Here is a 20,698-nt window from a genome sequence, read left to right on the forward strand (position 1 = left end):
GCGCCACAACAGCGGATCACCCGATTTCGACAACGATGCGACGGGGGCGAATCAGCACATGCACAACAAGGCTACGGCGGTGGCCGAAGGCTTGGCCGCGATCACCGAAACCACGAGCACCGAACCATTGTCCGCCCGGGAGGCACCCGTGGGCGATAGCGAGCGAGGGGGGCCGTACGCCGAGGGGCAAAGGGAGTCGCCGCGGGGTCCCGCGGTGACCATCGCCGCAGGCGTCCGCGAGGGCTCGCTGACACCGACCGAGGTCGTCGACGCGACCCTCGCACTCATCGCCGCCGAGGACGCGACGACCAACGCGTTCAGCGTGGTGCGCGTCGAGCGCGCGGTCGCCGAGGCCATCGCGCTGGAACAGCGGTCGGATCTGGACGTGCTGCCGATGGCGGGTGTGCCGGTGGCGATCAAGCACAACATCCCGGTGACCGGCGAGACCGTGCTGTGCGGTTCGGCGGCGACCGACACCGGCCAGGCCACGGCCGACCACCCGGTGGTGCGCAGGCTGCGCGACGCGGGCGCGGTCGTCGTCGGGCTCACCACCGTGCCGGAGCTGGGACTCTGGGCGATGACCGACGATCAGCACCGCATCACCAGGAATCCGTGGAACGTCAAGCGCAGCGCGGGCGGCTCCTCCGGCGGCGCCGCCGCGGCGGTCGCGGCCGGGTTGGTCCCCGTGGCGCACGGCAACGACGGACTCGGCTCGGTGCGCATTCCGGCGGCCGCCTGCGGCGTCTACGGCATCAAACCCGGCAGGCACACCGTGCCCTCGGAGGTCGGCCTGGACTCCTGGGGCGGCATGGTGGAGAACGGCGTGCTGGCGACGACCGTCGGCGACGCCGCGCTCGCGCTATCGGTCATGGCCGCCCGCCCCGACCTAGCCGAGCTGGAACCGCCGGGCCGACTACGCATCGCGGTGGCCATCGCCCCGCCTTCCCGGTTCGTCCGCGTCGACCCGCACTGGGCCGAAGCCGCGAACAAGGCGGCGGCCGTCGCCGCCGCGGCCGGTCACCAGGTGGAGACGACCGCGCTGCCCTACGGCAACGCCGTCCTCGCACTCCTGCTCCGTTGGCTGACGGTGGCGCTGCCCGAGGCCGCCACCCTCGCTCGTCCCGAACGTCTGCAACCGCGTACCCGCCGTCATCTGGCGCTGGGCCGCTTCGTCCAGCGGCTCGAGCTGGTCCGCGCCGCACAGGTCGACCGGATCGAAGCCCGGTTGCTCGAATTCTTCGAAAGCTACGACGTGGTGATCACGCCCACGTTGGCCACTCCGCCGCCGCGGGCGCGCGCCTGGCACGGCAGGGGCTGGTTCGCCAATGTGCTGACCGGCTTCCGGTTCTCCCCGTTCACGCCGATCTGGAACCTGGTCGGCTGGCCCGCCGCCTCCGTGCCGATGGGCACGCACCCCCACTCCGGCACTCCGGTCGCCGCTCAGCTGGCAGGCCTGCCCGGCAGCGAAACCACCCTGCTGCGGCTTTCCGCGCAACTCGAACAGCTGCACCCCTGGCGGCGCACCGTGCGCTGACGGTGCGCCGGGAAACCGCTCAGCTGGCCAGCGGCTGCTGCTGGGTGGAGGAGAAGCCACCCTCGACGGCGCGGGCCGCGAACTCCAGGATTGTCGGTCGGGTGTCGTCGGCCCGCCACGCGACGGCGAGCTCGCACGGCGCGAGTCCGGTCAGTGGCCGCGCGGTGAGACCGGGCCAGCGGTACATCGGCACATTGTTCTCGGCGAGCAGGCAGACACCGAGGCCGAGACTCACGGCCTCCAGCTTGTCCTCGGGCGTCGCCGCTTCCGCGCCGATCTTGGGCTGACGGCCGTTGCGCGCGTCGTTGCCGAGCCAGAAGTCGCGCACCGCGCCCGCTTCCGAGGGCAGCGCGATGAACGGCTCGTCGAGCAGATCGGCGAAATCGATGCTGTCCTGATCGGCCAGCGGGTGGTTCTCGGGTAGCAGCACCCAGCGCGGCTCGGTGCGCAAAACCTCCCAGCGGTACCGGTTCGGGTCCGGCAGCGGCAGCCACACCAGCGCCAGATCGGCCTGCCTGCCCGCGAGACCGCTGGACGGGTCGGTCCAGGAGGCGGCGTGCAGAGCCAAGCGGTGGCCGCTCGCGCTCTCCAGATCGTTGAGCAGTCCGCGGCCGAGCGCGGACTGGATGCCGACGCGCAGCACCTCGCCCGCCTCCTGCAGGGAGACGTTGGTGACCTCCCAGAGCTCCAGGATCTTGCGGGCGCCTTCGAGCAACTCCTTGCCCGCGACGGTCAGCGCGACGCTGCGCTGGTTGCGGTCGAACAGGACCACGTCGAGCTGGCGTTCCAGCTGGCGGATCTGACGCGACAGGGTGGGTTGAGCGATGTGCAGCCGCTGAGCGGCGTTGGTGAAATGCAGTTCCTCAGCGACGGCGACGAAATACCGCAGGTCGCGCAAATGCGGGTCCATAGCCCCTTGCTATCAGAATCAGTCCTCAATTTCCAGCCTTATCAGGCCGAAAAGTTTGGATACGGGCACCGAAACAGTCGGCAGGTTTGTTAGGGACAGCATATTGCCTGACATGGTCGTCTGCACCACCGGCTCGGCGAATTTCCGGCACGCGCCGCGGCTAGGCTGCGTCGCACATTCTTTGGTCGTTTGACCAGCGCTTATGTTACAGACTCGTGATCTGCGGACCGGGCTCGCGGTGTGCTCCGCGAACTCAGTGACCGGACAGAAACCCCTCGCTGAGCGGCCAGACCCTGTTACGGCCGAAAAGAGTGATATTGATCACAAATTGCTCGGTTGTTGGTATAGCCGGAGTGACGGCGGTTGCCACCAGGCGTCCGCGCGGTGCGACATCCGGCACATACGGCGGAGGCACTGTGATCGACGGCAAACCGCGATCACAGCGCCTCTGGACCCGCCCGGGGCTACCGGAACGTGGCGTTCACTTGTATCTCGTGCCCGAAGGTGGCCGATAGCTTCGCGGCCACGGGCCTAGGTATTGATGGTGATGAGGTATCCGAGGAAGGTCGGGATCATCACGGGTCCCGCCAGGCGGAGAACGCCCGACACGGCTCCGCCGGGCACGGCTGTCGCGGCGCCGATCAGGCACCCGATCGCGGGTCCCGCGCCGAGCATCATGGCCACCGGCGCGGTGGCGACGGCGCCGGCGAGGCCGCCGAGCAGACAGCCGAGCACGCCCGCTCCGACGGCGCCGATGCCCGCGCCGATGCCGAGTCCTTTGGCAATGGTGGAGATGGCGCGTTCGAGGGCGTCCCGCTCGCGCTCGGAGGAGATGTTTCCGCCCGCAGGCTCGGCGATGGGGCGGTACCGGGCGCGCGTCGGGTCGAGATTCGGAGTCAATCGGGCTGTGTCGCCGATGATCTCGGCGTCGATCGGAAACGCGATGTCGCCCACGTGCAGCTGCAGCGGCACCGCGGCAAGGACTTGGTCCGAGCCTGCGCGAATCTGAAGCGAGTCACCGTCCAGGACGAGTGTGGCCGTGGGGTCGACGGTGACTAACGCGGCAGCGCCTTCCAGCGATGCGGTGTAGTGGACCTCCGCGTTCTCGGACACCACCGGATCGGCGGAGCCGGTCCCGCTGACGGCGCTGATGGTGGCCACGGTGAGAGCGGCGGTCAGCACGCGTTTCTTGACGTCCATGGTTTTTCCTTCGATTTGTCGCAGCCGACAGCTGTGCGGTGTGGCAGCGGGGCCGCTTAGCAGGGCCTCCCAGGTATATCAAGTGTTGTGAAACATATCAAGCAAGTGTTTCATGAAGGGAGCGCTCGCACCCCGCGGACAGGGGTCGAGCGATCCGCAGGCCCCACGTGCCGCGAATTCTCTGATAAGCAACATGATTCGAGGAGAACAATGAAGTCCATCCTCTCCAGGGCGCAGCGGTCGCTGCGACGACGAGTGGCACCGACCGCGTGCGCCGTTGCGTTGGTGGCCGCGCCACTGGGCGTCGGCGTCGCGCACGCCGACGACCCGCACGTCGGCGAACCCGGGGATGTCGTCCATGTCGAGGCGTCCACATACGACCTTTTGCCCGGCATTCCGGCCCCGGTCGACGCGTGGAAGATTCGATACCGCTCGACCGATGCGCTCGGGCAGCCGAATCTGGTCTCCGGCAGGATCCTCGTGCCCAGGGACGGCCGAGCGGGCACCCGCCCGCTGGTGACCTATGCCGTGGGCACCGTCGGGATGGGCGATCAGTGCGCGCCGTCGGCCACCGGAGGTCCGCGCGAGATCACCGGGTTGCTGGAGAAGGGTTGGGCGGTGGTCGTCACCGACTATCAGGGGCTCGGAACACCTGGCGATCATCCATATCTGGTCGGCCCTTCCGAAGGCACCGCCGTCCTGGACGCGGCTCGCGCCGCCCAGCGATTGCCCGAAGCCAACACGCGCGGGGTGAGCGCGGACTCCCCGGTAGGGATCGTCGGCTACTCCCAGGGCGGGCACGCCGCCTCCTGGGCAGCCGAACTGGCCAACGAGTACGCGCCCGAGCTGCGGATCAAGGGTCTGGCCGCAGGCGGTGTCCCCGCCGACACCCTGACCGACGCCCTGGACCACCGCGGCGAACCGGCCAACCTCGCCGCGTATTTCATGATTGCCATCGGACACGACGCGGCCTATCCCGAGCTTCGCTTCGACTCCTACCTGACGGACGCGGGGCGCGCTTTCGCGCACAAGATCCGCACCGGCTGCGTCGTCGACAACCTCCTGGCGAACCACGGAAAGACCTTCCGGGAGCTGGTGACCGGCGATCCCCTCGACACCCCCGAGTGGCAGCAGCGGTTGGCCGAAGACCGGTTGGGCACCCGCGCGCCGGGCTTTCCGATCTACCTGTTCCACGGGATGAACGACGACATCGTGGGCTACAAGTTCGGGGCACAACTGCGCTCGGACTGGTGTGGACTGGGAAATCCGGTCGAATGGCACGCGATTCCGCTCGCCGAACACCTCGCCACACCGAGTCTCGGTGGCAACCCGGCGCTGGATTGGCTCGGCCACCGGCTCGCCGGTGAGCCGACGCATGGGAACTGCGGAAGCTGATCGATGAATATGACCGGCCCTGACCATCCCGCCGCGTTCTACGACCGCCTTCTCGACTCGGCGCGACGTCTGTCGTTCGATCTGCGGGAGGCCGAAGTCGATGCCGCCGATCAGGATCGCTACGGGATGAGTCCGGAGTGGTCTCCGCTCTTCGGTACGCCGTCCTGGACGGACCTGACCGAATCGGCCAGAAAACATCTGACCAGGTGCGAGGCCTCGCACTTTCTCGGCGTCGCGATCTGGCTGGAGGTCGCGTTGCAGATCGTGCTGCTGCGGCGCGTCCACAACGTGGACCCGACAAGAGCCGATGTGAAATTCCTGTTCAACGAATGCGCCGACGAGAACCTGCACTCGCTGATGTTCGCCGAGGCCATCGAGCGGCTGGGGACCGGCCACTATCGCCTGGACCGTTCGATGGTCCTCGCCGGGTGGCTGTTTCGCACCTTCGCGTGGGACGAGATCGCCTACGCGATCGTGCTGGCGGGTGAGGAGGTCTTCGACGTCATGCAGCGCGATTGGATGCGCGACGACAGAGTCGCCGATACGGTGCGCCGGACGTCGTACGTGCACGTCGTCGAAGAGTCACGGCATATGTCGTTCGCGCGTCAGAAGATTCGCGACCATCTGGTGCGGGTGTCGCGGCCGAGACGCTTTGTCGGCACGATCGTCATCGCGATCGGCGCCCACGTCATCGCCAAAGGCATGATCAACAAGCGGATCTACCGCAGTGTCGGCCTGGACTGGTCGACCGTGCGCGCCGAGATCAGCCGGAACGAACACCACCGGATGATGTTCCGCCGCGCGGCGTCGCCACTGGTCGCGTTCCTCGACCGAGAGAAGTTGCTGAACGGACCCGCGCGATGGATCTATCGCAAATCCCACCTCCTGTGACCGGCGGGCACGGATGAGCCACGTCATTCTGGGACACTGTTGCAAGGACGCGTCCTGCGTCGAGGTGTGCCCTCGCGACTGCATCCGTCCCGTACCGGGGGACCCGCAGTTCGAATCGGTCGAACACCTCTATATCGACCCGAACAGCTGCATCGACTGTTCGGCGTGCGTCCCGGCATGTCCGGCGGGAGCGATCAAAAGCGAAGGCGCGCTGAGTGATTCGGAACGCGACTACGCCCGTCTGGCAGCCGAGTCCTTCGCGGCGATCGGCCCCGCGGGGCACTTCGCAGGGCTCGGACTCCCGCAGGCTTTCCCGCGAACCGCGACGCCGTTGCGGATCGCCGTCGTGGGTGCCGGTGCCGCCGCCATGTACACCGTGCGTGAGCTGCTGCAACGATCCAGCACAATACGGATCACCGTCTTCGAGCAACGTGCGGAGATCGGCGGGTTGTTGCGTACCGCGGTGTCGCGGCAGCACAACGGGATCCGAGACATGGTCCGGCTCTTCGACATCCCGTTCGGCGACGACAGGGTGACCGTACGGTTGAACGTCCGTGTGGGTGTCGACATCTCGATTCCCACGCTTCGACGCCAGTTCGACGCCGTGGTCCTGGCCGTCGGGGCGTCGCGGCCGCGGGAGATCGGAGCCGGGCGAATCCCGGACGTACACCAGGCGCTGTCGCTGCTGTCGGCAGTCAACAGCGCCCGGCCAGGCACACCGGTGTTGCCGCTCCGCGGTCCGGCGACGGTTGTCGTGGGTGGCGGCAACGTCGCGTTGGACGTCGTGGCGGCCATCGCGAGGGGGCTCGTTCCCACTCGTTCCGGCGGGCCGGTCACCCAGGTAACGGTCGTCACGCGGTCCCCGGTCGGACGCCCGTCGTTCACGTTGTCCGCGCTCTACGAACTGGCCGAGCTGGACGCCACCGTGACCGTCGCGCCCGCCTCGGAACTCGGCGACGCCTCCGACCCGGTCCAACGCCTGCTGGCCGACCTGGCGCACCGTCCCGCCACGTCGGCGGAGGGGCGACGGGCACGGTCGATCGTCCTGTCGTTCGGTCACCAGGTCACCTCCGTTCGCGCCGACGGTGACCGCATTCGGGTGGCGACCGCGGCGGGGCGAACCTTCACCGCCGACTCGGTCGTGTGCGCCACCGGCTTCACCGTCGCCCCGCCCGCCGGTATCCGGCTCGGTGATGGCGGCGTGGTCGCCAACCGGCACGGCAGAGTCGTCGCACCCGATACCGATGTGCCGATCGAGGGCTTGTACGTAGTCGGCTGGGCGAAACGTGGTGCCCGCGGCGGTGTCGGGGACAACCGGCGATGTGCCGCCGAGACCGTCGACCGGCTCGTCGCCGACTTGCTCGGCGCGGAAGCTGCGCAGGCCCCGTGATCTACACGCTTCTGGCGCGCTCCTCGTAGGCCTTGCGCTTCTCCGCGTCGACGTCGTCGAGGAACGCGTGGCTCGCGCCCAGCGCCCGCGCGATGCCGTCGCCGATCGCCTGCGGAAGCAGGCCGACGACCTGGGAGACGAGCCCGGCCACCGCGGTGACCCTGACCTTCGAGCGCGGCGTCTCGATCAGCCCGACGATCGCGTCGGCGATCTCCTCCGGCTCGGCGGGACGCAGCAGCTTCGGCGCCGTCACGCCGGAGCCGAGCTCGGTGTTGGTCAGCGTCGGCAGCACCGAGGAGAAGCGCACGCCGGAGTCGCGGTACTCCTCGCGCAGGGTGTCGGTGAAGCCGAGCACCGCGTGCTTGCTCGCGTTGTAGGTGGCCAGGCCGGGGATGTGCGTCTCACCGGCGAGCGAGGCGATGTTGATGACGTGCCCGCTGCGGCGCGGCAGCATCCTGGCCAGTGCCAGCTTGGAGCCGAGGATCACCCCGTAGACGTTGATGTCCAGGATCCGGCGGGTGATCTGATCCGGCTCGTCGACCAGCCTGCCGGTCGGCATGATGCCCGCGTTGTTGATCAGCACGTCGATCGGGCCGACGGTGCGCTCGACCTCGTCGAGGAAGGACTCGAACGAGGTCGCGTCGGTGACGTCGAGCTTGCCGTACAGCTCGAAGTCGCGGGCCGATCCGGACTCCTTGACGGTGGTCTCGTCGACGTCGCCGATCGCGATCTTGGCGCCGAGCGCCTGCAACGCGGTGGCGGTGGCCAGGCCGATGCCGCGGGCGCCGCCGGTGATGACGACGACTTTGCCTCGGATCTTCGCCGGGTCGGTCACTTGTTGTCTCCCTTGAGTTTCAGCAGTGCGGGGATGTCGATACGGCGCAGGCCGCGCGCACCCGCGGCGCGCATGGCGCCGAGCGCGGTGAGCAGTTTGGAGTTCTGGTACGGGTACCAGAACAGTTCCTTCTGCAGGGTCGGCACCATCGGCTTGGTGATCGCCTGCTGGCGGCAGTACTTGCGCACGCCGTTGGCGCCGCCCCAGCGCGCGCCGACACCGGAAAGGCCCCAGCCGCCCATCGGCAGCGCGTAGCTGAACAGGTTGGCGAAGACGTCGTTGATGTTGACCGCGCCCGCGTTCAACTGGCGGGCGATGCGCTCGCCGCGGTCCTTGTCGCCGGTCCACACCGAGGCCGAGAGACCGTATACGGAGTCGTTGGCCAGCCGGATCGCCTCGGCCTCGTCGGCCACCTTCATCACGGGCAGCGTCGGGCCGAAGGTCTCCTCGGCGACGCACGACATGCTGTGGTCCACGTCGACGAGCACCGTCGGCTCGAAGAACGTGCCCTGGCCGGTGCGCTTGCCGCCGGTGAGCACCTTGGCGCCCGCCGCGACCGCCTCCTCGACGTGGCGCTGCACGATGTTCACCTGGTTCTCGTTGGCCAGCGCGCCCACGTCGTGCTTCAGCTCGCGGCCGTCGATGCCCTGGCGCAGCGCCTTGACATTGGCCGTGAGCTTGGCGACGAACTCGTCGTAGACCGGCGCCTCGACGTACACCCGCTCCACCGAGATGCAGACCTGACCCGCGTTGAACATGCCGCCGAACGCGATGCCGTGCGCCGCGCGATCGATGTCGGCGTCGGCGAGCACGATGGCCGGATCCTTGCCGCCGAGCTCGAGGCTGTACGGGATCATCCGCTCCACGCACGCCGCCGCGATCTTGCGGCCGGTGGCGGTGGACCCGGTGAACTGGATGTAATCGGCATTGCCGACCACCGCCGCGCCGGTCTCACCCGCGCCGGTGACGACGGCGAACACCGGCGGCGCGCCGATTTCCCGCCAGCCCCTTGCCAATTCGAGCGCGGACAACGGGGTCACCTCGGACGGCTTGAGAACCACCGCGGCGCCCGCGGCCAGCGCCGGGATCACGTCCATCACCGGCATGGCCAGCGGGAAGTTCCACGGGGTGATCACGCCGACCACCGGGTACGGGCGGTACGCGGTGGTCAGCTTCTTGACCCGGGCCAGCGGGCTGTGCGGCGAGGGGTGGTCGTCGGCGAGGAACTTGGCCGCGCGGCGGGCGTAGTAGCCGATCAGGTCGGCGCCGAAGGACGGATCGATGAGGGCGTCGGCGCGCGGCTTGGAGGTCTCCGACTGGAGCACGTCGGCGAGGTGCTCGGTGTTGTCGATCAGCCAGTCCTGCAGTTTCAGCAGCCATTCCTTACGGCCGTCGGGGCCGATGGCCTCCCACTCCGGCTGGTAGAGCCGCAATTCGCGCACCGTGGCCGCGACCTCGTCGGCGCTCTGCGCCGGCACCGTGCCGACGATCTGGCCGGTGCCGGGATTGCGCACCTCGATGACGGTCGGCGCGTCCTTCTTGGCGGCTGGTTTGCGCGCGGACGCCTTCTTCGCCGCGCTCGGCGCGGACTCGGTGTTGGTCACTGCTGTTCTCCCACTGCCCTCGTGCGCGTCGCGGTGCTCGCTGCCGAGTCGCGTCGGCGCTGTGAATCAGCTCACTGAACTATGATCGTGACACAATGACCGGTGAGTTTCTTGGCTTATTTTGTCAACTGGATCGGGTCTGATTGTGTCGAAAGTACAAAGCGGCGCGGCCGAATCGGCGGTGCGCATCGGACCGAACAGCGCGGTGGTGCGCGACTGGCTGGCCGACTACGTCTTCGAGACGATGCGCACCGAGACGCTGGAGCAGGTGGTGGAGCGGCTCGACAACGCGATCGTCGCGCGCGTGCCCGAATTGGCCGATCGCGACATGAGCCGCGACCTCGCCGCCAGCACCCGCGCCCACGCCAGGACCATGCTGAGCGGATTGACCAGCGACACCTTCGAACTGGCGCTACCCGAGGAGGCGCACGCCTTCGCGCGCACCATCGCGCGCCGCGGCTTCGACCTGCGCCTGCTGCTGCGCACCTACCACGTGGGCATGGAGGCGGTGCTCGACTACATGACCGACGCCGTCGAGCAGCGCGACGTGCCGCAGGAGATCGAGCGCGCCGTCATGCTCCGGCTGTTCGATCGGTCGACGAAATGGGTCAGCATGTCGGTGGAACTGCTCACCGACACCTATATGGAAGAGCGCGAGCGAGTGCTGCGCGCCGCGCTGAACCGCCGCACCGAGACGGTGCACGCGCTGCTGTCCGGCGAGGAGATGGACGGCGACCAGGCCTCGATCCGGCTCGGCTACCGGCTCGCGCAGCAGCACCTCGCCTTCGTGCTGTGGACCGACGCGTCCGAACCCGGCGGCGACGGCGAGTCGACCGGGCTGCTCGACCGCGCGGCCGCGCGGGTGGCCGCCGAACTCGGCGGCGCCAGGCTGCTCACCGTGCCGTCCGGAGCGAGCGGGATGTGGGCGTGGCTCGGCCTCGAGGACGCGGCGCAGGCCGCCGACCTCGCCGTGCCCGGCAGGCTCGAGCGATTGCTCGCCGCGCACGTCGACGCGCCGGTGCGGGTCGCTTTCGGGGTGCCCGCGGCGCGGGCGGGCGGCTTTCGCGCGAGCCACCGCGAGGCGGTCGCGGCGCGGCACGTCGCCGAGCTCGCCCCCGGCGGCGGTTCGCGCGTCACCGCCTATCGCGATGTCGAGATCGCCTATCTCGCCGGAACCGACGAGACGGCCATGCGCGGCCTGATCCGCCGCGAACTGCGCGAGCTGGCCGGCGCCGACGCCAACGCCGTCCGATTACGCCGGACTCTGCACGCCTACCTGGCAAGCCACCGCAGCCCGGAGGCCACGGCGAAGCTGCTCGGCGTGCACAAGAACACCGTCCGCTACCGGATCCAGCGGATCGAGGAACTGCTCGGCCATCCGATCGAGCAGCGCAGTCTGCCGCTGGAGGTGGCCCTGGCCTGCGTCGAGGCCTACGGGGTCTGAATCCGCTCAGTCCACCTCGGCGCGCCGCACCGCGGGTTCGGTGGACGGCGCGATCGTGGTGTCCGGCAGCTCGTCGAGCAGGGTCGTCGTCGCCGCCGCGATGGTCGCCACGGCCTTGTCGACGGCCGCTTTGGTCGTGCTGCTGAGGCCGGACACCCCACCGACCTTGCGCACGTACTGCAGTGCGGCAGCATAGATTTCCTGCTCGGTAGCGGCAGGCTCCAGGCCACGCAGGACGGTGATGCTCTTACACATGCGTGCACATTAGCCCTCCACCCGCCGATGCGGCAGGCCAAGAAACAAGGGAACTGAAAATCGCCCGTCTACTCGTGGGCGCGTCGGCGATAAGCACGGCCGCGGGTCGCTCCATGGGGAACAATCGGAGGCATGCCTGCCCGCGGTATACCAACGTTGACGACCTTCCCCTACGAAGAGCTCGACAAGCGGGAAGAGGACCACTGGTCCGGGGCCGCGATATCCGACGACGAGCTGCGCGCTCTCGCGCTCGGCGGCTTCTACTCGGCCCGCTGGGACGCTTTCCACGACGCCCTGCTGCTCGGGCCCGAGCGGGAACATCCGCTCGGCGACCGCAGGGAGCTGGCCATCGACACCCTGACCGGAGCGTGGGGCATCACCGACGGCACCGAGGCGCAGGCCTCGATGGAGCAGTTGCTGGACGGCATGCACGCCCCCCTCTACGCGATGGTGCACCCGCTCGTCATGGCCTCGATCAACGCCAGCGAGCGCGACCGCTTCGGCGAGCGCGCCGACCGGCACCGCGCGTTCCTGCGCCAGGTCGGCGCGTTCCGCGGCATGGACAACCCGGAGGCGCTGGTCCGCGACTACGACATCTGGTCGCAGGCCATCAAGATCGGCTTCACCGACCACCTGGCCCGCCCGTTGCCGACCGACATCCACGCCTGGGACCTGGCCCGCGTCGTCGCGGTCGCCAGGATGGCCTTCACTGCCGGTTATCTGGAAGCCGACGTGGCCTGGGGTTATCTCATGCGCGCGCTGCCGCTGGCCCAGCGCAAGTACCGGAACTGGCGTCAGTTCGGCGACGCCTACCTCGCCGGCTGGACCTACTGGCAGGCCTGCGAAGACCTCGCCGAACTCAAGAACGGCGGCGTCGACCGGCGCATGGAACTGCTCCGCCTCTGGACCCGTCCCACCAGCCCGTGGCGCCGCATCGCGCTGAACGAGAAGGCCCCGGATCAGGGCTGACCGATCCGACTCCTCGGCCTCCCGCCGCCGCGCGAGGCTAGGGAGTCGCGACGGAATCCGGCAGCGAGCGCAGAATCCCGCGCCCGTAGCGCTGGAACTGGCCGTCGTCGACCATGCCGAGCGAATGTCGCTCGACGAGCAGCTCCCACTCCGAATACAGCTGTGCCACACCGGGATCCGCGGGTCCGGCCCCGCCGTCCGCGGAATCGCGGCGGACCGCGAAGTTCACCGCGCACGCGACCCGCTCGATGTCGGCGCGATCGGTGCCGGTGAAACGCAGGGTGATGTTGCCGTCGTGCACTTCCACGCTGGTCTCGCCGCGCGCGCCGATCTCGCCGGGCGCGGTCGGCGCGCCCTCGGTGGACCTGGCCCACAGCACCGCGGGGATCGGCAGCTCGTGCGCGTACCGCTCGCCGGGGCCGATCGAGACGAACAGCAGGCGACCGGTGGTGACGGCGAGCAGTCCGGCCCCGGTGCCCGCGGGCGGGTGCGCCACGGTGACCGCGGTCTCCAGGACGTATTCGTCGGCCGTCACGTAACGATGCAGAGCGCCTATCGCCGACCTGGCCTCGCGGCGCGGCGCCATCCTGCGCACCGCTCGCTCCACGTCCGCGCGCGTCGGGCCGGTCTTCGTCCAGGTCGGCGCGGGCGGGTTCAGATCGGGCGCCGCGACGTCGATGCGCTGGGCCGCCATGATCTGGTCGTTGATCCGCTCCACGATCTCGCTCGCCGCGGGCACGTCGTGCTCGGCGATCAGCACCGGAAGCGGGGTGCGGTCGGCGGGCACGCCGGTCAGCACCGGGGTGGGATAACGCAAGTAGATCTCGATGACGACGGCGTCGTCCGCTCGCCGGCTGAGCCGGACCTTGAGCAGATCGGTGACCGGCACGTCGAGAACGCGCTCGCCCTCGCTGCCCGGACGCAAGACGATCAGCCGTCCGCGACCGTGGCGCACAATCGCTGTGGGTGTCCGTAGCTCGACTATGTCCATACCCCCTGCGCTCTGTCCGATGTGCGGGTTACCCACGGGTCCGAAGTGCGGCTTTCCCGTGATCCTTCTCGGTTCCGCGAGCCGTCACCTCGGTGCCGTGAGCTCGCGCGCCGCGTTCGTGTCGTGGTGACGCGAGCCACTGCCTCGTTGCCTGTCGGCTCGCGTTGTCTTGCCCAGTGTCCGGTGCTCGCGAGGGCTCGCCTCCGCGGCCTCTCGTTCGCGCCGGATGTTGTGTCGTCGCTCACGATAGGCCGAACATGCCATGATTGTGACCACTCGAGGGAAACCGGAGCGAGGAATCGGGAACCACCGTGGTCCTCCGACCGTTTACTTGTCGAACTGCACCAACTGCCGAACTGCGCAATGTATCGAGTAGACCGTACGCGGTAACGTGGCTTGTCCGCATCCGAACCCTCCCGGAATCGGGTAGGACCGGGCGGAATGCAACACGACGCGCCCGACGTTTCGCTAGGCAGAACCGGAGACACCGGAAAGGACTGGCCGCCCGGCCTACGCTCTATGAACCGCAAGACAGTGTTCCGCACCCTGGCCATAGTCTCGGGCATCTTGCTCGTGATCTATGCGTTCAGCTATTTCGGCAATGACACGCGCGGCTGGAAGAGCGTCGACACCTCGGTGGCGTTGAGCCAGCTGGACGACAAGGGCAACGTCAAGAACGTCCAGATCGACGACCGCGAGCAGCAGCTGCGGATCGAGCTGAACAACGGTAACGACGCGACCGACGGCCAGAACAAGATCCTCGCGAAGTACCCGGGCGGCAGTGAGACCTCGGCGCAGATCTTCGCCGCCGTGCAGAAGTCGGGCGCTCCGTACAACACGGTGGTGAAGCAGGAGAGCTGGTTCACCCAGATCCTGCTGTTCGTGCTGCCGATGGTGATCCTGCTCGGCCTGTTCATCTTCGTGATGGCCCGTATGCAGGGCGGTGGCCGCGGCGGCATGATGGGCTTCGGCAAATCGAAGGCCAAGCAGCTGTCCAAGGACATGCCCAAGACCACGTTCGCGGACGTCGCGGGCGCCGACGAGGCCGTCGAAGAGCTCTACGAGATCAAGGACTTCCTGCAGAACCCGGTGCGCTACCAGACGCTGGGCGCGAAGATCCCCAAGGGCGTTCTGCTCTACGGTCCGCCCGGCACCGGTAAGACGCTGCTCGCGCGCGCAGTCGCTGGCGAGGCGGGTGTGCCCTTCTTCACCATTTCCGGCTCGGACTTCGTCGAGATGTTCGTCGGCGTCGGCGCCTCCCGCGTGCGCGACCTGTTCGAGCAGGCCAAGCAGAACAGCCCCTGCATCATCTTCGTCGACGAGATCGACGCGGTCGGCCGCCAGCGCGGCGCGGGCCTCGGCGGCGGTCACGACGAGCGCGAGCAGACGCTGAACCAGCTGCTCGTCGAGATGGACGGCTTCGGCGACCGCACCGGCATCATCCTGATCGCCGCGACCAACCGCCCCGACATCCTCGACCCCGCGCTGCTGCGCCCCGGCCGCTTCGACCGGCAGATCCCGGTCGGCAACCCCGACCTGGCCGGCCGCCGCGCGATCCTGCGGGTGCACTCACAGGGCAAGCCGATCTCCACCGAGGCCGATCTGGACGGTCTCGCCAAGCGCACCGTCGGCATGTCCGGCGCGGATCTGGCGAACGTCATCAACGAGGCCGCGCTGCTCACCGCGCGCGAGAACGGCGCGGTCATCACGGGTGAGGCGCTGGAAGAGTCGGTCGATCGCGTGATCGGCGGCCCGCGCCGCAAGAGCCGCATCATCAGCGAGCACGAGAAGAAGATCACCGCCTACCACGAGGGCGGCCACACCCTGGCGGCCTGGGCGATGCCCGACATCGAGCCGGTCTACAAGGTCACCATCCTGGCCCGCGGTCGCACCGGCGGCCACGCCATGACGGTGCCCGAGGACGACAAGGGCCTGATGACCCGCTCGGAGATGATCGCCCGCTTGGTCATGGCGATGGGCGGCCGCGCGGCCGAGGAGCTGGTTTTCCACGAGCCGACCACCGGCGCGTCCTCCGATATCGACCAGGCCACCAAGATCGCTCGCGCGATGGTCACCGAGTACGGCATGAGCGCGCGCCTCGGCGCGGTCCGCTACGGCCAGGAGCAGGGCGACCCGTTCCTCGGCCGGTCCATGGGCATGGGCTCGGACTACTCGCACGAGGTCGCCCGCGAGATCGACGAGGAGGTGCGCAACCTCATCGAGGCCGCGCACACCGAGGCGTGGGCGATTCTGAACGAGTACCGCGACGTGCTCGACGTGCTGGCCACCGCGCTGCTGGAGCGCGAGACCCTGCACCGCAAGGATCTCGAGGAGCTCCTGGCCGCGGTGGAGAAGCGCCCGAGGATCACCGCGTTCAACGACTTCGGCGAGCGCGTCCCCTCGGACAAGCCACCGGTGAAGACGCCGGGCGAGCTGGCCGCCGAGCGCGGCGAGGCCTGGCCGCCGGAGCCGGTGCAGCCCTCGCTGGCCGCCGCCACGCGAGAGGCCGTGCCCGCCAACGGTTATCCGCAACAGGGTGACCGCCAGGCCGAGCCGCAGTACGGCTACCCCAGCCAGCCCGCGACCGGCGGCTACCCGAGTCCGCACGCGCCGACCCAGGCGTACCCGCGCCAGGGCGGCACGCACGGCTCGCGCCCGGACTACGGCGCCCCGGCCGGTTGGTCGGCGCCGGGCTGGCCGCCGCGGGAGGAACCGCAGCAGCCCGCCGGACAGTCCGGCTACGGCGGCGGTTGGAGCGGCCAGGGCGAGTCCCGGCACGGCTACCAGCCGTGGAGCAGCCCGCAGCAGGGCGGTTCCGGCCAGGAGCACGGCGGCTACGACAACGGCGGCTACGAGGAGCCGGGTCGCCCGAGCCAGCGCGGCGAGGGCGAGAACCACGAGTGGGATGGACCGAACGGACGGCGCTGAGCGGGCGCCGATTACGCTCGACCATCGGGGTGCCGAGTGATTGCCGGCGCCCGAGATTTTGGAGGTGTCCTCGATTGTCGGCCAATCATCATGCCGTCGGCTCGGCGCTCAATGGTCGCGACGAGGTCGAGCGCAACGGTTCCGTGCCTGCGTCGACTCGGCCTGAACTGCGCGCGCTGGAGACGGGTCGGCCGTTCGACCAGGATCGGGCCGAAGCCGCGGTCCGGGAATTGCTGATAGCGATCGGCGAGGACCCGGACCGCCCCGGCCTGATCGAGACGCCCGCCCGCGTGGCCCGGGCCTACCGGGAGACCTTCGCCGGGCTCTACCAGGAGCCGGACGCGGTGCTGAACACCACGTTCGACGAGGGGCACCAGGAACTCGTGCTGGTGCGCGACATCCCGATGTACTCCACCTGCGAGCATCACCTGGTGTCCTTCCACGGCGTCGCCCACGTCGGGTACATCCCCGGCGAGCACGGCCGGGTCACCGGGTTGTCCAAGCTAGCCAGACTGGTCGACCTCTACGCCAAGCGCCCGCAGGTGCAGGAGCGACTGACCAGCCAGATCGCCGACGCGATCATGCGCAAACTGGAACCGCGCGGCGCGATCGTCGTGGTGGAGGCCGAGCACCTGTGCATGGCGATGCGCGGCATCCGCAAGCCGGGCGCGAGCACCACCACCTCGGCCGTGCGCGGACTGTTGCAGACCAACGCCGCCTCGCGCGCCGAGGCACTCGATCTGATCCTGCGCGGGTGAGGGAGGACGCGGTGTCCGGTCACGTCATCGCACGCGACGGTCGTCGCTGCGTGGTGATGGGCGTCGTGAACGTCACCAGCGATTCGTTCTCCGACGGCGGCTGCTACCTCGATCCCGGGCTGGCCATCGAGCACGGCGTCCAGCTGTACCGGGCCGGCGCCGACATCATCGACGTCGGCGGCGAGTCGACCAGGCCCGGCGCGGATCGCGTCGATCCGGAGACCGAGGCGGCCAGGGTCGCGCCGGTCATCCGCGGGCTGGTCGCGGCCGGCGTGCCGACCAGCGTGGACACCATGCGAGCGAGCGTCGCCGAGGCCGCGCTCGGCGCCGGCGTGTCGGTGATCAACGACGTATCCGGCGGGCGTGCCGATCCCGATATGGTGAAAGTCGTTGCCGCAGCGCAAGTTCCGTGGATTCTCATGCACTGGCGGGCGGGCGCCGACTACCGGCACACCGGTCCGGCCGATCACTACGACGACGTCGTCACCGAGGTGCGCGCCGAACTGAACGCGCAAGTCGAGACCGCCGTCGCCGCGGGCGTCGACCCGTCCCGGCTGATCCTGGACCCCGGCCTCGGCTTCGCCAAGAACGCCGACCACAACTGGGCGCTGCTCGGCGCGCTGCCCGACTTCGTCGCCGACGGCCTTCCGGTGCTGATCGGGGCCTCGCGCAAACGCTTCCTCGGCGCCCTGCTCGCCGACACCGACGGTCCGCGGCCGCCGGACGGCAGGGAGGTCGCCACCGCCACGGTCTCCGCGTTGGCCGCATTGCACGGCGCCTGGGGTGTTCGCGTGCACGACGTGCGCGCCTCCTTGGACGCGATCGCCGTCACCGACGCCTGGCAGCGCGCCGCCCGGCCGAATTCGCGAGGAGCGCAGGAATGAATCCGTCCACGGCGCCGGTGACCCACGAGGGCCGACCGGGGGAGCACCGCGGCCTGCCGTCCGGTCCCGACCGGATCGAACTACGCGGGCTGCGCGCCTTCGGGAACCACGGGGTCTTCGAACACGAGCGCCGCGACGGCCAGGAGTTCGTCGTCGATCTCACTGTCTGGGTGGATTTCGCGACGGCCGCGGCCTCCGACGACTTGGCCGCGACGGTGGACTACGGCGCGCTGGCCGAACGCGCGGTGCGGATCGTGCAGGGCCCGCCGCGCAATCTGATCGAGACGGTGGTCTCCGAGATCGCCGACGACGTGATGACCGATCCGCGCATCCGCGCTGTGGAAGTGGTGGTGCACAAGCCGTCCGCGCCGATTCCGCACACCTTCGCCGATGTCCGCGTGGTGACCGCACGCGTGCGCGAGGGCGCCGAATGAGTCGCGCCGTCCTGTCGATCGGCTCGAACCTCGGGGATCGTCTGGCGCACCTGCGCAGCGTCGTGGACGGGCTCGAACAGCGGGTCGTCGCGGTGTCGGCGGTGTACTCGACCGCGCCGTGGGGCGGTGTCGATCAGGATGATTTCCTCAATGCTGTTGTGCTGGTGGACGATCCGGAGCTGGATTGCCGCGGCTGGTTGCGCACGGGCCAGGAATTCGAGCGGGCCGCGCACCGGGTCCGCGAAGTGCGCTGGGGCGCACGAACACTCGATGTGGACGTGGTGTGGTGCGCCGAACCCGGTCCGTCGGGGCTCGTCCCGTGCGTCAGCGCCGATCCGGAGCTGACGCTGCCGCACCCGCAGGCGCACAACCGGGCCTTCGTGCTGATCCCGTGGCTGGACGTGGAACCCGAGGCGCGACTGTCGGTCGCGGGGGACGACCGGCCGATCCGGGAATGGCTCGCCGCGCTCGACGCCGACGAGCGGGCCGGTGTGCACCGGACCGAGCTGTCGCTGCACCGGACCGCAGGGGGAGCCACATCGTGAAGCTCAAACCGACCCGGATGCTCGACCTCGGGGCCAACGTGCTGATCGCGGCGGTCGTCGCGTGGATCGCCACCAGGATCGCCTACGCGAATTTCCCCCCGATCTCGATCTACGCGGGCGCCTCGCTGTATCCGGTGGCCGCCATCGAGGTGGTGCTCGCCTTCCTCATCCGGGCCAGGGTCAGCGACCACCAGATCGGCGACGGAAGCAATCAGCTGCATCCGATCACCGCCGCCCGCGCGGTCGCTTTGGCGAAGGCCTCGCTGCAGGTGGGCTCGATCGCCGCCGGCGTCTGGCTCGGCTTCCTGTGCTGGGTCTTCCCACAGCGCGGCACCCTGCGGGCGGCCGCCGCCGATTCGCCGGGCGCGGTCGTCGGCATGTTCGCGGGGGTGGCGCTGGTCGCCGCCGCGCTGTGGCTCGAGTATTGCTGCCGGGCTCCCGAGGAGCCGCCGGACGAATCAGCTACTACATAGCAAATCTTCTGAATGGAAGCAGCGGACCGTTTTCTGGGCGTACCGCGCCAACCCCGCTACCCTGGCGTGCATGGTTTCACCCTCCCGTAGCAGCACTTCCCGTCCACGGCGGGATCAGGCGGGAAAATTGTTCGTCGGCGCTTTGATTCTGCTCGGTCTGATTGCCAGTGTTTTCCTGGTCTTCAGCAACAGCTTGCAGTTCACCAGGATCGGTCTGATCGCCGCACTGTGGGCCGCCGCGATCGGCGCGCTCGCCGCGACCAAGTACCGCAAAGACGCCGATGTGGACAAGGCGAAGGTGCGTGACCTGCAGACGGTCTACGAACTTCAGCTCGAGCGGGAGATCACCGCGCGCCGCGAATACGAGCTCGGCGTCGAGTCGAGGGTGCGCGAGGAAGTCGGCGCCGACGCCACGGAACTGGCCGCGTTGCGCGCCGAGCTGACGGTGTTGCGGCAGAGTCTGCAGCGCCTCTTCGACGGCGATCTGCCGATGGATCGGCCCGCGCTGCGCGCCGACGCCACCCGAATCCAGGAGTTGCCGAGCGCGTACGGCGATCCGGCGAACGATAGCTCCGCGAATGCCGACGGGTGGGTCGGTCCGCTTGGACAGCAACCGCGCAGCGCGGTCACCCCAGTCTTCGTTCCCGATCATCCGGAGCCCCCGGTCTTCGCGAGCCCGTTCGACGAGCCCGTCACCGCGGAGACCGCGATCGTCTCGCCCGACGACTTCCCCGAGGACGACGACTACGCGGACGCCGAGTACGCGAACTCCGGGTACGCCGACGGCGACTATCCCACCGACCCGCCGAGCGCCCCCGCGGGCTGGTCGGACGCCTTCACCGACCCGGCCGAACGTGAAGAACCGCAAGCCGAGCCGTCCGTCCCGCTCCGCCTTCCGCCGTTGGACGAGGACGCCGCCCCGCGCCCGATGATCCCGCCTCTACCCACCCCGCACGCGACACCGACCGTCGGCACCGCCAGCTCCCGCCGTCGCCGCCGCGTCGATCCGGACACCGACTCCGGCAATGCCTCCCGCCGACTATCGGTCGCCGAGATCATGGCCAACCTGCAATCCGAACAGAACGGCCGCGGCTAGCCCGGCCCAAACGCACGTCTCAGACGCTAGCCACCACCTCCAGGCGAGTCTTACGAGCCGTTCGCGGCCGTGGGGGGGGGGGGAGCGGGGGGCGGGATCTGCCCCCGCGCGCGGGCCGGGCGCGCGGGCACGGGATAAAAGGGCGCGGCGCCCCCGCCCGCG

At 69.3% G+C, this 20,698-nt stretch carries 19 protein-coding genes and 1 pseudogene; 14 read left to right on the forward strand and 6 right to left on the reverse strand.

Annotated features, from left to right (window positions below):
* Nucleotides 1-214 precede the first annotated feature (214 nt).
* Nucleotides 215-1,534, forward strand: a complete 1,320-nt coding sequence (locus AB0H49_RS32265; RefSeq protein ID WP_357256574.1) for an amidase family protein — start codon at nucleotides 215-217, stop codon at nucleotides 1,532-1,534.
* A 19-nt stretch (nucleotides 1,535-1,553) separates the two neighbouring features.
* On the opposite strand, the gene AB0H49_RS32270 is transcribed toward AB0H49_RS32265, so the two are convergent.
* Complete coding sequence (locus AB0H49_RS32270) at nucleotides 1,554-2,444, reverse strand: LysR substrate-binding domain-containing protein (RefSeq protein ID WP_355000480.1); 891 nt, start codon at nucleotides 2,442-2,444, stop codon at nucleotides 1,554-1,556.
* 531 nt (nucleotides 2,445-2,975) lie between these two features.
* Nucleotides 2,976-3,644 carry a hypothetical protein gene (locus tag AB0H49_RS32275; protein WP_357256576.1) on the reverse strand — a complete coding sequence of 223 codons (669 nt, stop codon included), beginning with the start codon at nucleotides 3,642-3,644 and terminating at the stop codon, nucleotides 2,976-2,978.
* 210 nt (nucleotides 3,645-3,854) lie between these two features.
* On the opposite strand from AB0H49_RS32275, the gene AB0H49_RS32280 reads away from it, so the two are divergent.
* The 4 genes and pseudogenes from AB0H49_RS32280 to AB0H49_RS32295 all read left to right on the forward strand — a co-directional run bounded on the left by AB0H49_RS32280 (nucleotide 3,855) and on the right by AB0H49_RS32295 (nucleotide 7,320).
* Nucleotides 3,855-5,039 carry a lipase family protein gene (locus AB0H49_RS32280; RefSeq protein ID WP_357256578.1) on the forward strand — a complete coding sequence of 395 codons (1,185 nt, stop codon included), beginning with the start codon at nucleotides 3,855-3,857 and terminating at the stop codon, nucleotides 5,037-5,039.
* A gap of 9 nt (nucleotides 5,040-5,048) precedes the next feature.
* On the forward strand, nucleotides 5,049-5,930 hold the full coding sequence (locus AB0H49_RS32285) for a diiron oxygenase (protein ID WP_357256580.1): 882 nt from the start codon (nucleotides 5,049-5,051) through the stop codon (nucleotides 5,928-5,930).
* Between the two features lie 13 nt (nucleotides 5,931-5,943).
* Nucleotides 5,944-6,123: pseudogene (locus AB0H49_RS32290) on the forward strand (ferredoxin family protein); the annotation flags it as partial.
* Between the two features lie 153 nt (nucleotides 6,124-6,276).
* Complete coding sequence (locus tag AB0H49_RS32295) at nucleotides 6,277-7,320, forward strand: FAD-dependent oxidoreductase (RefSeq protein ID WP_357256606.1); 1,044 nt, start codon at nucleotides 6,277-6,279, stop codon at nucleotides 7,318-7,320.
* Nucleotide 7,321: 1 nt separating this feature from the next.
* Here AB0H49_RS32295 and AB0H49_RS32300 read toward each other — a convergent pair whose 3' ends face one another.
* Both AB0H49_RS32300 and AB0H49_RS32305 read right to left on the reverse strand, forming a co-directional pair.
* Nucleotides 7,322-8,155: an SDR family oxidoreductase gene (locus tag AB0H49_RS32300; RefSeq protein ID WP_357256582.1), complete on the reverse strand. Its 834-nt coding sequence runs from the start codon at nucleotides 8,153-8,155 to the stop codon at nucleotides 7,322-7,324.
* The gene (locus AB0H49_RS32305; protein WP_357256584.1) at nucleotides 8,152-9,759 is read right to left on the reverse strand and encodes an aldehyde dehydrogenase family protein; all 1,608 of its coding nucleotides are present in this window, start codon (nucleotides 9,757-9,759) and stop codon (nucleotides 8,152-8,154) included. The genes AB0H49_RS32300 and AB0H49_RS32305 overlap by 4 nt, the downstream gene beginning before the upstream one ends.
* 145 nt (nucleotides 9,760-9,904) lie before the next feature.
* On the opposite strand from AB0H49_RS32305, the gene AB0H49_RS32310 reads away from it, so the two are divergent.
* Nucleotides 9,905-11,203, forward strand: coding sequence for a helix-turn-helix domain-containing protein (locus AB0H49_RS32310; protein WP_355000476.1), 1,299 nt, complete (start codon nucleotides 9,905-9,907; stop codon nucleotides 11,201-11,203).
* A 6-nt stretch (nucleotides 11,204-11,209) separates the two neighbouring features.
* Here the strand turns inward: AB0H49_RS32310 and AB0H49_RS32315 are convergent, their stop codons facing one another.
* Entirely contained in the window at nucleotides 11,210-11,458 is a 249-nt protein-coding gene (locus AB0H49_RS32315; protein ID WP_355000475.1) for a DUF2277 domain-containing protein, read from the reverse strand.
* Between the two features lie 132 nt (nucleotides 11,459-11,590).
* Here AB0H49_RS32315 and AB0H49_RS32320 point away from each other — a divergent pair, with 132 nt between their 5' ends.
* Nucleotides 11,591-12,427 (forward strand): DUF1266 domain-containing protein, encoded by an 837-nt coding sequence (locus tag AB0H49_RS32320; RefSeq protein WP_357256587.1) that lies wholly within the window; start codon nucleotides 11,591-11,593, stop codon nucleotides 12,425-12,427.
* A 37-nt stretch (nucleotides 12,428-12,464) separates the two neighbouring features.
* On the opposite strand, the gene AB0H49_RS32325 is transcribed toward AB0H49_RS32320, so the two are convergent.
* Complete coding sequence (locus AB0H49_RS32325; protein ID WP_357256588.1) at nucleotides 12,465-13,382, reverse strand: hypothetical protein; 918 nt, start codon at nucleotides 13,380-13,382, stop codon at nucleotides 12,465-12,467.
* Between the two features lie 555 nt (nucleotides 13,383-13,937).
* Here AB0H49_RS32325 and ftsH point away from each other — a divergent pair.
* The 7 genes from ftsH (at nucleotide 13,938) to AB0H49_RS32360 (ending at nucleotide 20,536) form a co-directional block, all read left to right on the forward strand.
* Nucleotides 13,938-16,346, forward strand: a complete 2,409-nt coding sequence (ftsH, locus tag AB0H49_RS32330; protein WP_357256590.1) for an ATP-dependent zinc metalloprotease FtsH — start codon at nucleotides 13,938-13,940, stop codon at nucleotides 16,344-16,346.
* A 143-nt stretch (nucleotides 16,347-16,489) separates the two neighbouring features.
* Complete coding sequence (folE, locus tag AB0H49_RS32335; RefSeq protein WP_355000570.1) at nucleotides 16,490-17,104, forward strand: GTP cyclohydrolase I FolE; 615 nt, start codon at nucleotides 16,490-16,492, stop codon at nucleotides 17,102-17,104.
* 56 nt (nucleotides 17,105-17,160) lie between these two features.
* Nucleotides 17,161-17,988: a dihydropteroate synthase gene (gene folP / locus AB0H49_RS32340; protein ID WP_357256608.1), complete on the forward strand. Its 828-nt coding sequence runs from the start codon at nucleotides 17,161-17,163 to the stop codon at nucleotides 17,986-17,988.
* Nucleotides 17,985-18,422, forward strand: coding sequence for a dihydroneopterin aldolase (folB, locus tag AB0H49_RS32345; protein ID WP_355000471.1), 438 nt, complete (start codon nucleotides 17,985-17,987; stop codon nucleotides 18,420-18,422). The genes folP and folB overlap by 4 nt, the downstream gene beginning before the upstream one ends.
* Complete coding sequence (folK, locus tag AB0H49_RS32350; protein WP_357256592.1) at nucleotides 18,419-18,967, forward strand: 2-amino-4-hydroxy-6-hydroxymethyldihydropteridine diphosphokinase; 549 nt, start codon at nucleotides 18,419-18,421, stop codon at nucleotides 18,965-18,967. The genes folB and folK overlap by 4 nt, the downstream gene beginning before the upstream one ends.
* A 17-nt stretch (nucleotides 18,968-18,984) precedes the next feature.
* Complete coding sequence (locus AB0H49_RS32355; RefSeq protein ID WP_355000568.1) at nucleotides 18,985-19,440, forward strand: DUF3180 domain-containing protein; 456 nt, start codon at nucleotides 18,985-18,987, stop codon at nucleotides 19,438-19,440.
* A gap of 70 nt (nucleotides 19,441-19,510) precedes the next feature.
* On the forward strand, nucleotides 19,511-20,536 hold the full coding sequence (locus tag AB0H49_RS32360; RefSeq protein WP_357256594.1) for a DUF6779 domain-containing protein: 1,026 nt from the start codon (nucleotides 19,511-19,513) through the stop codon (nucleotides 20,534-20,536).
* Nucleotides 20,537-20,698 lie beyond the last annotated feature (162 nt).

It is taken from the genome of Nocardia sp. NPDC050713, assembly GCF_040654315.1.
Lineage (GTDB): Bacteria > Actinomycetota > Actinomycetes > Mycobacteriales > Mycobacteriaceae > Nocardia.

What these genes read in the sequence shown, in the direction of transcription:
- AB0H49_RS32270 (WP_355000480.1), bottom strand. Translation starts at nt 2,444, where the DNA reads ATGGACCCGCATTTGCGCGACCTGCGGTATTTCGTCGCCGTCGCTGAG.
- AB0H49_RS32275 (WP_357256576.1), bottom strand. Translation starts at nt 3,644, where the DNA reads ATGGACGTCAAGAAACGCGTGCTGACCGCCGCTCTCACCGTGGCCACC.
- AB0H49_RS32280 (WP_357256578.1), top strand. Translation starts at nt 3,855, where the DNA reads ATGAAGTCCATCCTCTCCAGGGCGCAGCGGTCGCTGCGACGACGAGTG.
- AB0H49_RS32285 (WP_357256580.1), top strand. Translation starts at nt 5,049, where the DNA reads ATGACCGGCCCTGACCATCCCGCCGCGTTCTACGACCGCCTTCTCGAC.
- AB0H49_RS32315 (WP_355000475.1), bottom strand. Translation starts at nt 11,458, where the DNA reads ATGTGTAAGAGCATCACCGTCCTGCGTGGCCTGGAGCCTGCCGCTACC.
- AB0H49_RS32320 (WP_357256587.1), top strand. Translation starts at nt 11,591, where the DNA reads ATGCCTGCCCGCGGTATACCAACGTTGACGACCTTCCCCTACGAAGAG.
- ftsH (WP_357256590.1), top strand. Translation starts at nt 13,938, where the DNA reads ATGAACCGCAAGACAGTGTTCCGCACCCTGGCCATAGTCTCGGGCATC.
- folP (WP_357256608.1), top strand. Translation starts at nt 17,161, where the DNA reads ATGGGCGTCGTGAACGTCACCAGCGATTCGTTCTCCGACGGCGGCTGC.
- folB (WP_355000471.1), top strand. Translation starts at nt 17,985, where the DNA reads ATGAATCCGTCCACGGCGCCGGTGACCCACGAGGGCCGACCGGGGGAG.
- folK (WP_357256592.1), top strand. Translation starts at nt 18,419, where the DNA reads ATGAGTCGCGCCGTCCTGTCGATCGGCTCGAACCTCGGGGATCGTCTG.
- AB0H49_RS32355 (WP_355000568.1), top strand. Translation starts at nt 18,985, where the DNA reads ATGCTCGACCTCGGGGCCAACGTGCTGATCGCGGCGGTCGTCGCGTGG.
- AB0H49_RS32360 (WP_357256594.1), top strand. Translation starts at nt 19,511, where the DNA reads ATGGTTTCACCCTCCCGTAGCAGCACTTCCCGTCCACGGCGGGATCAG.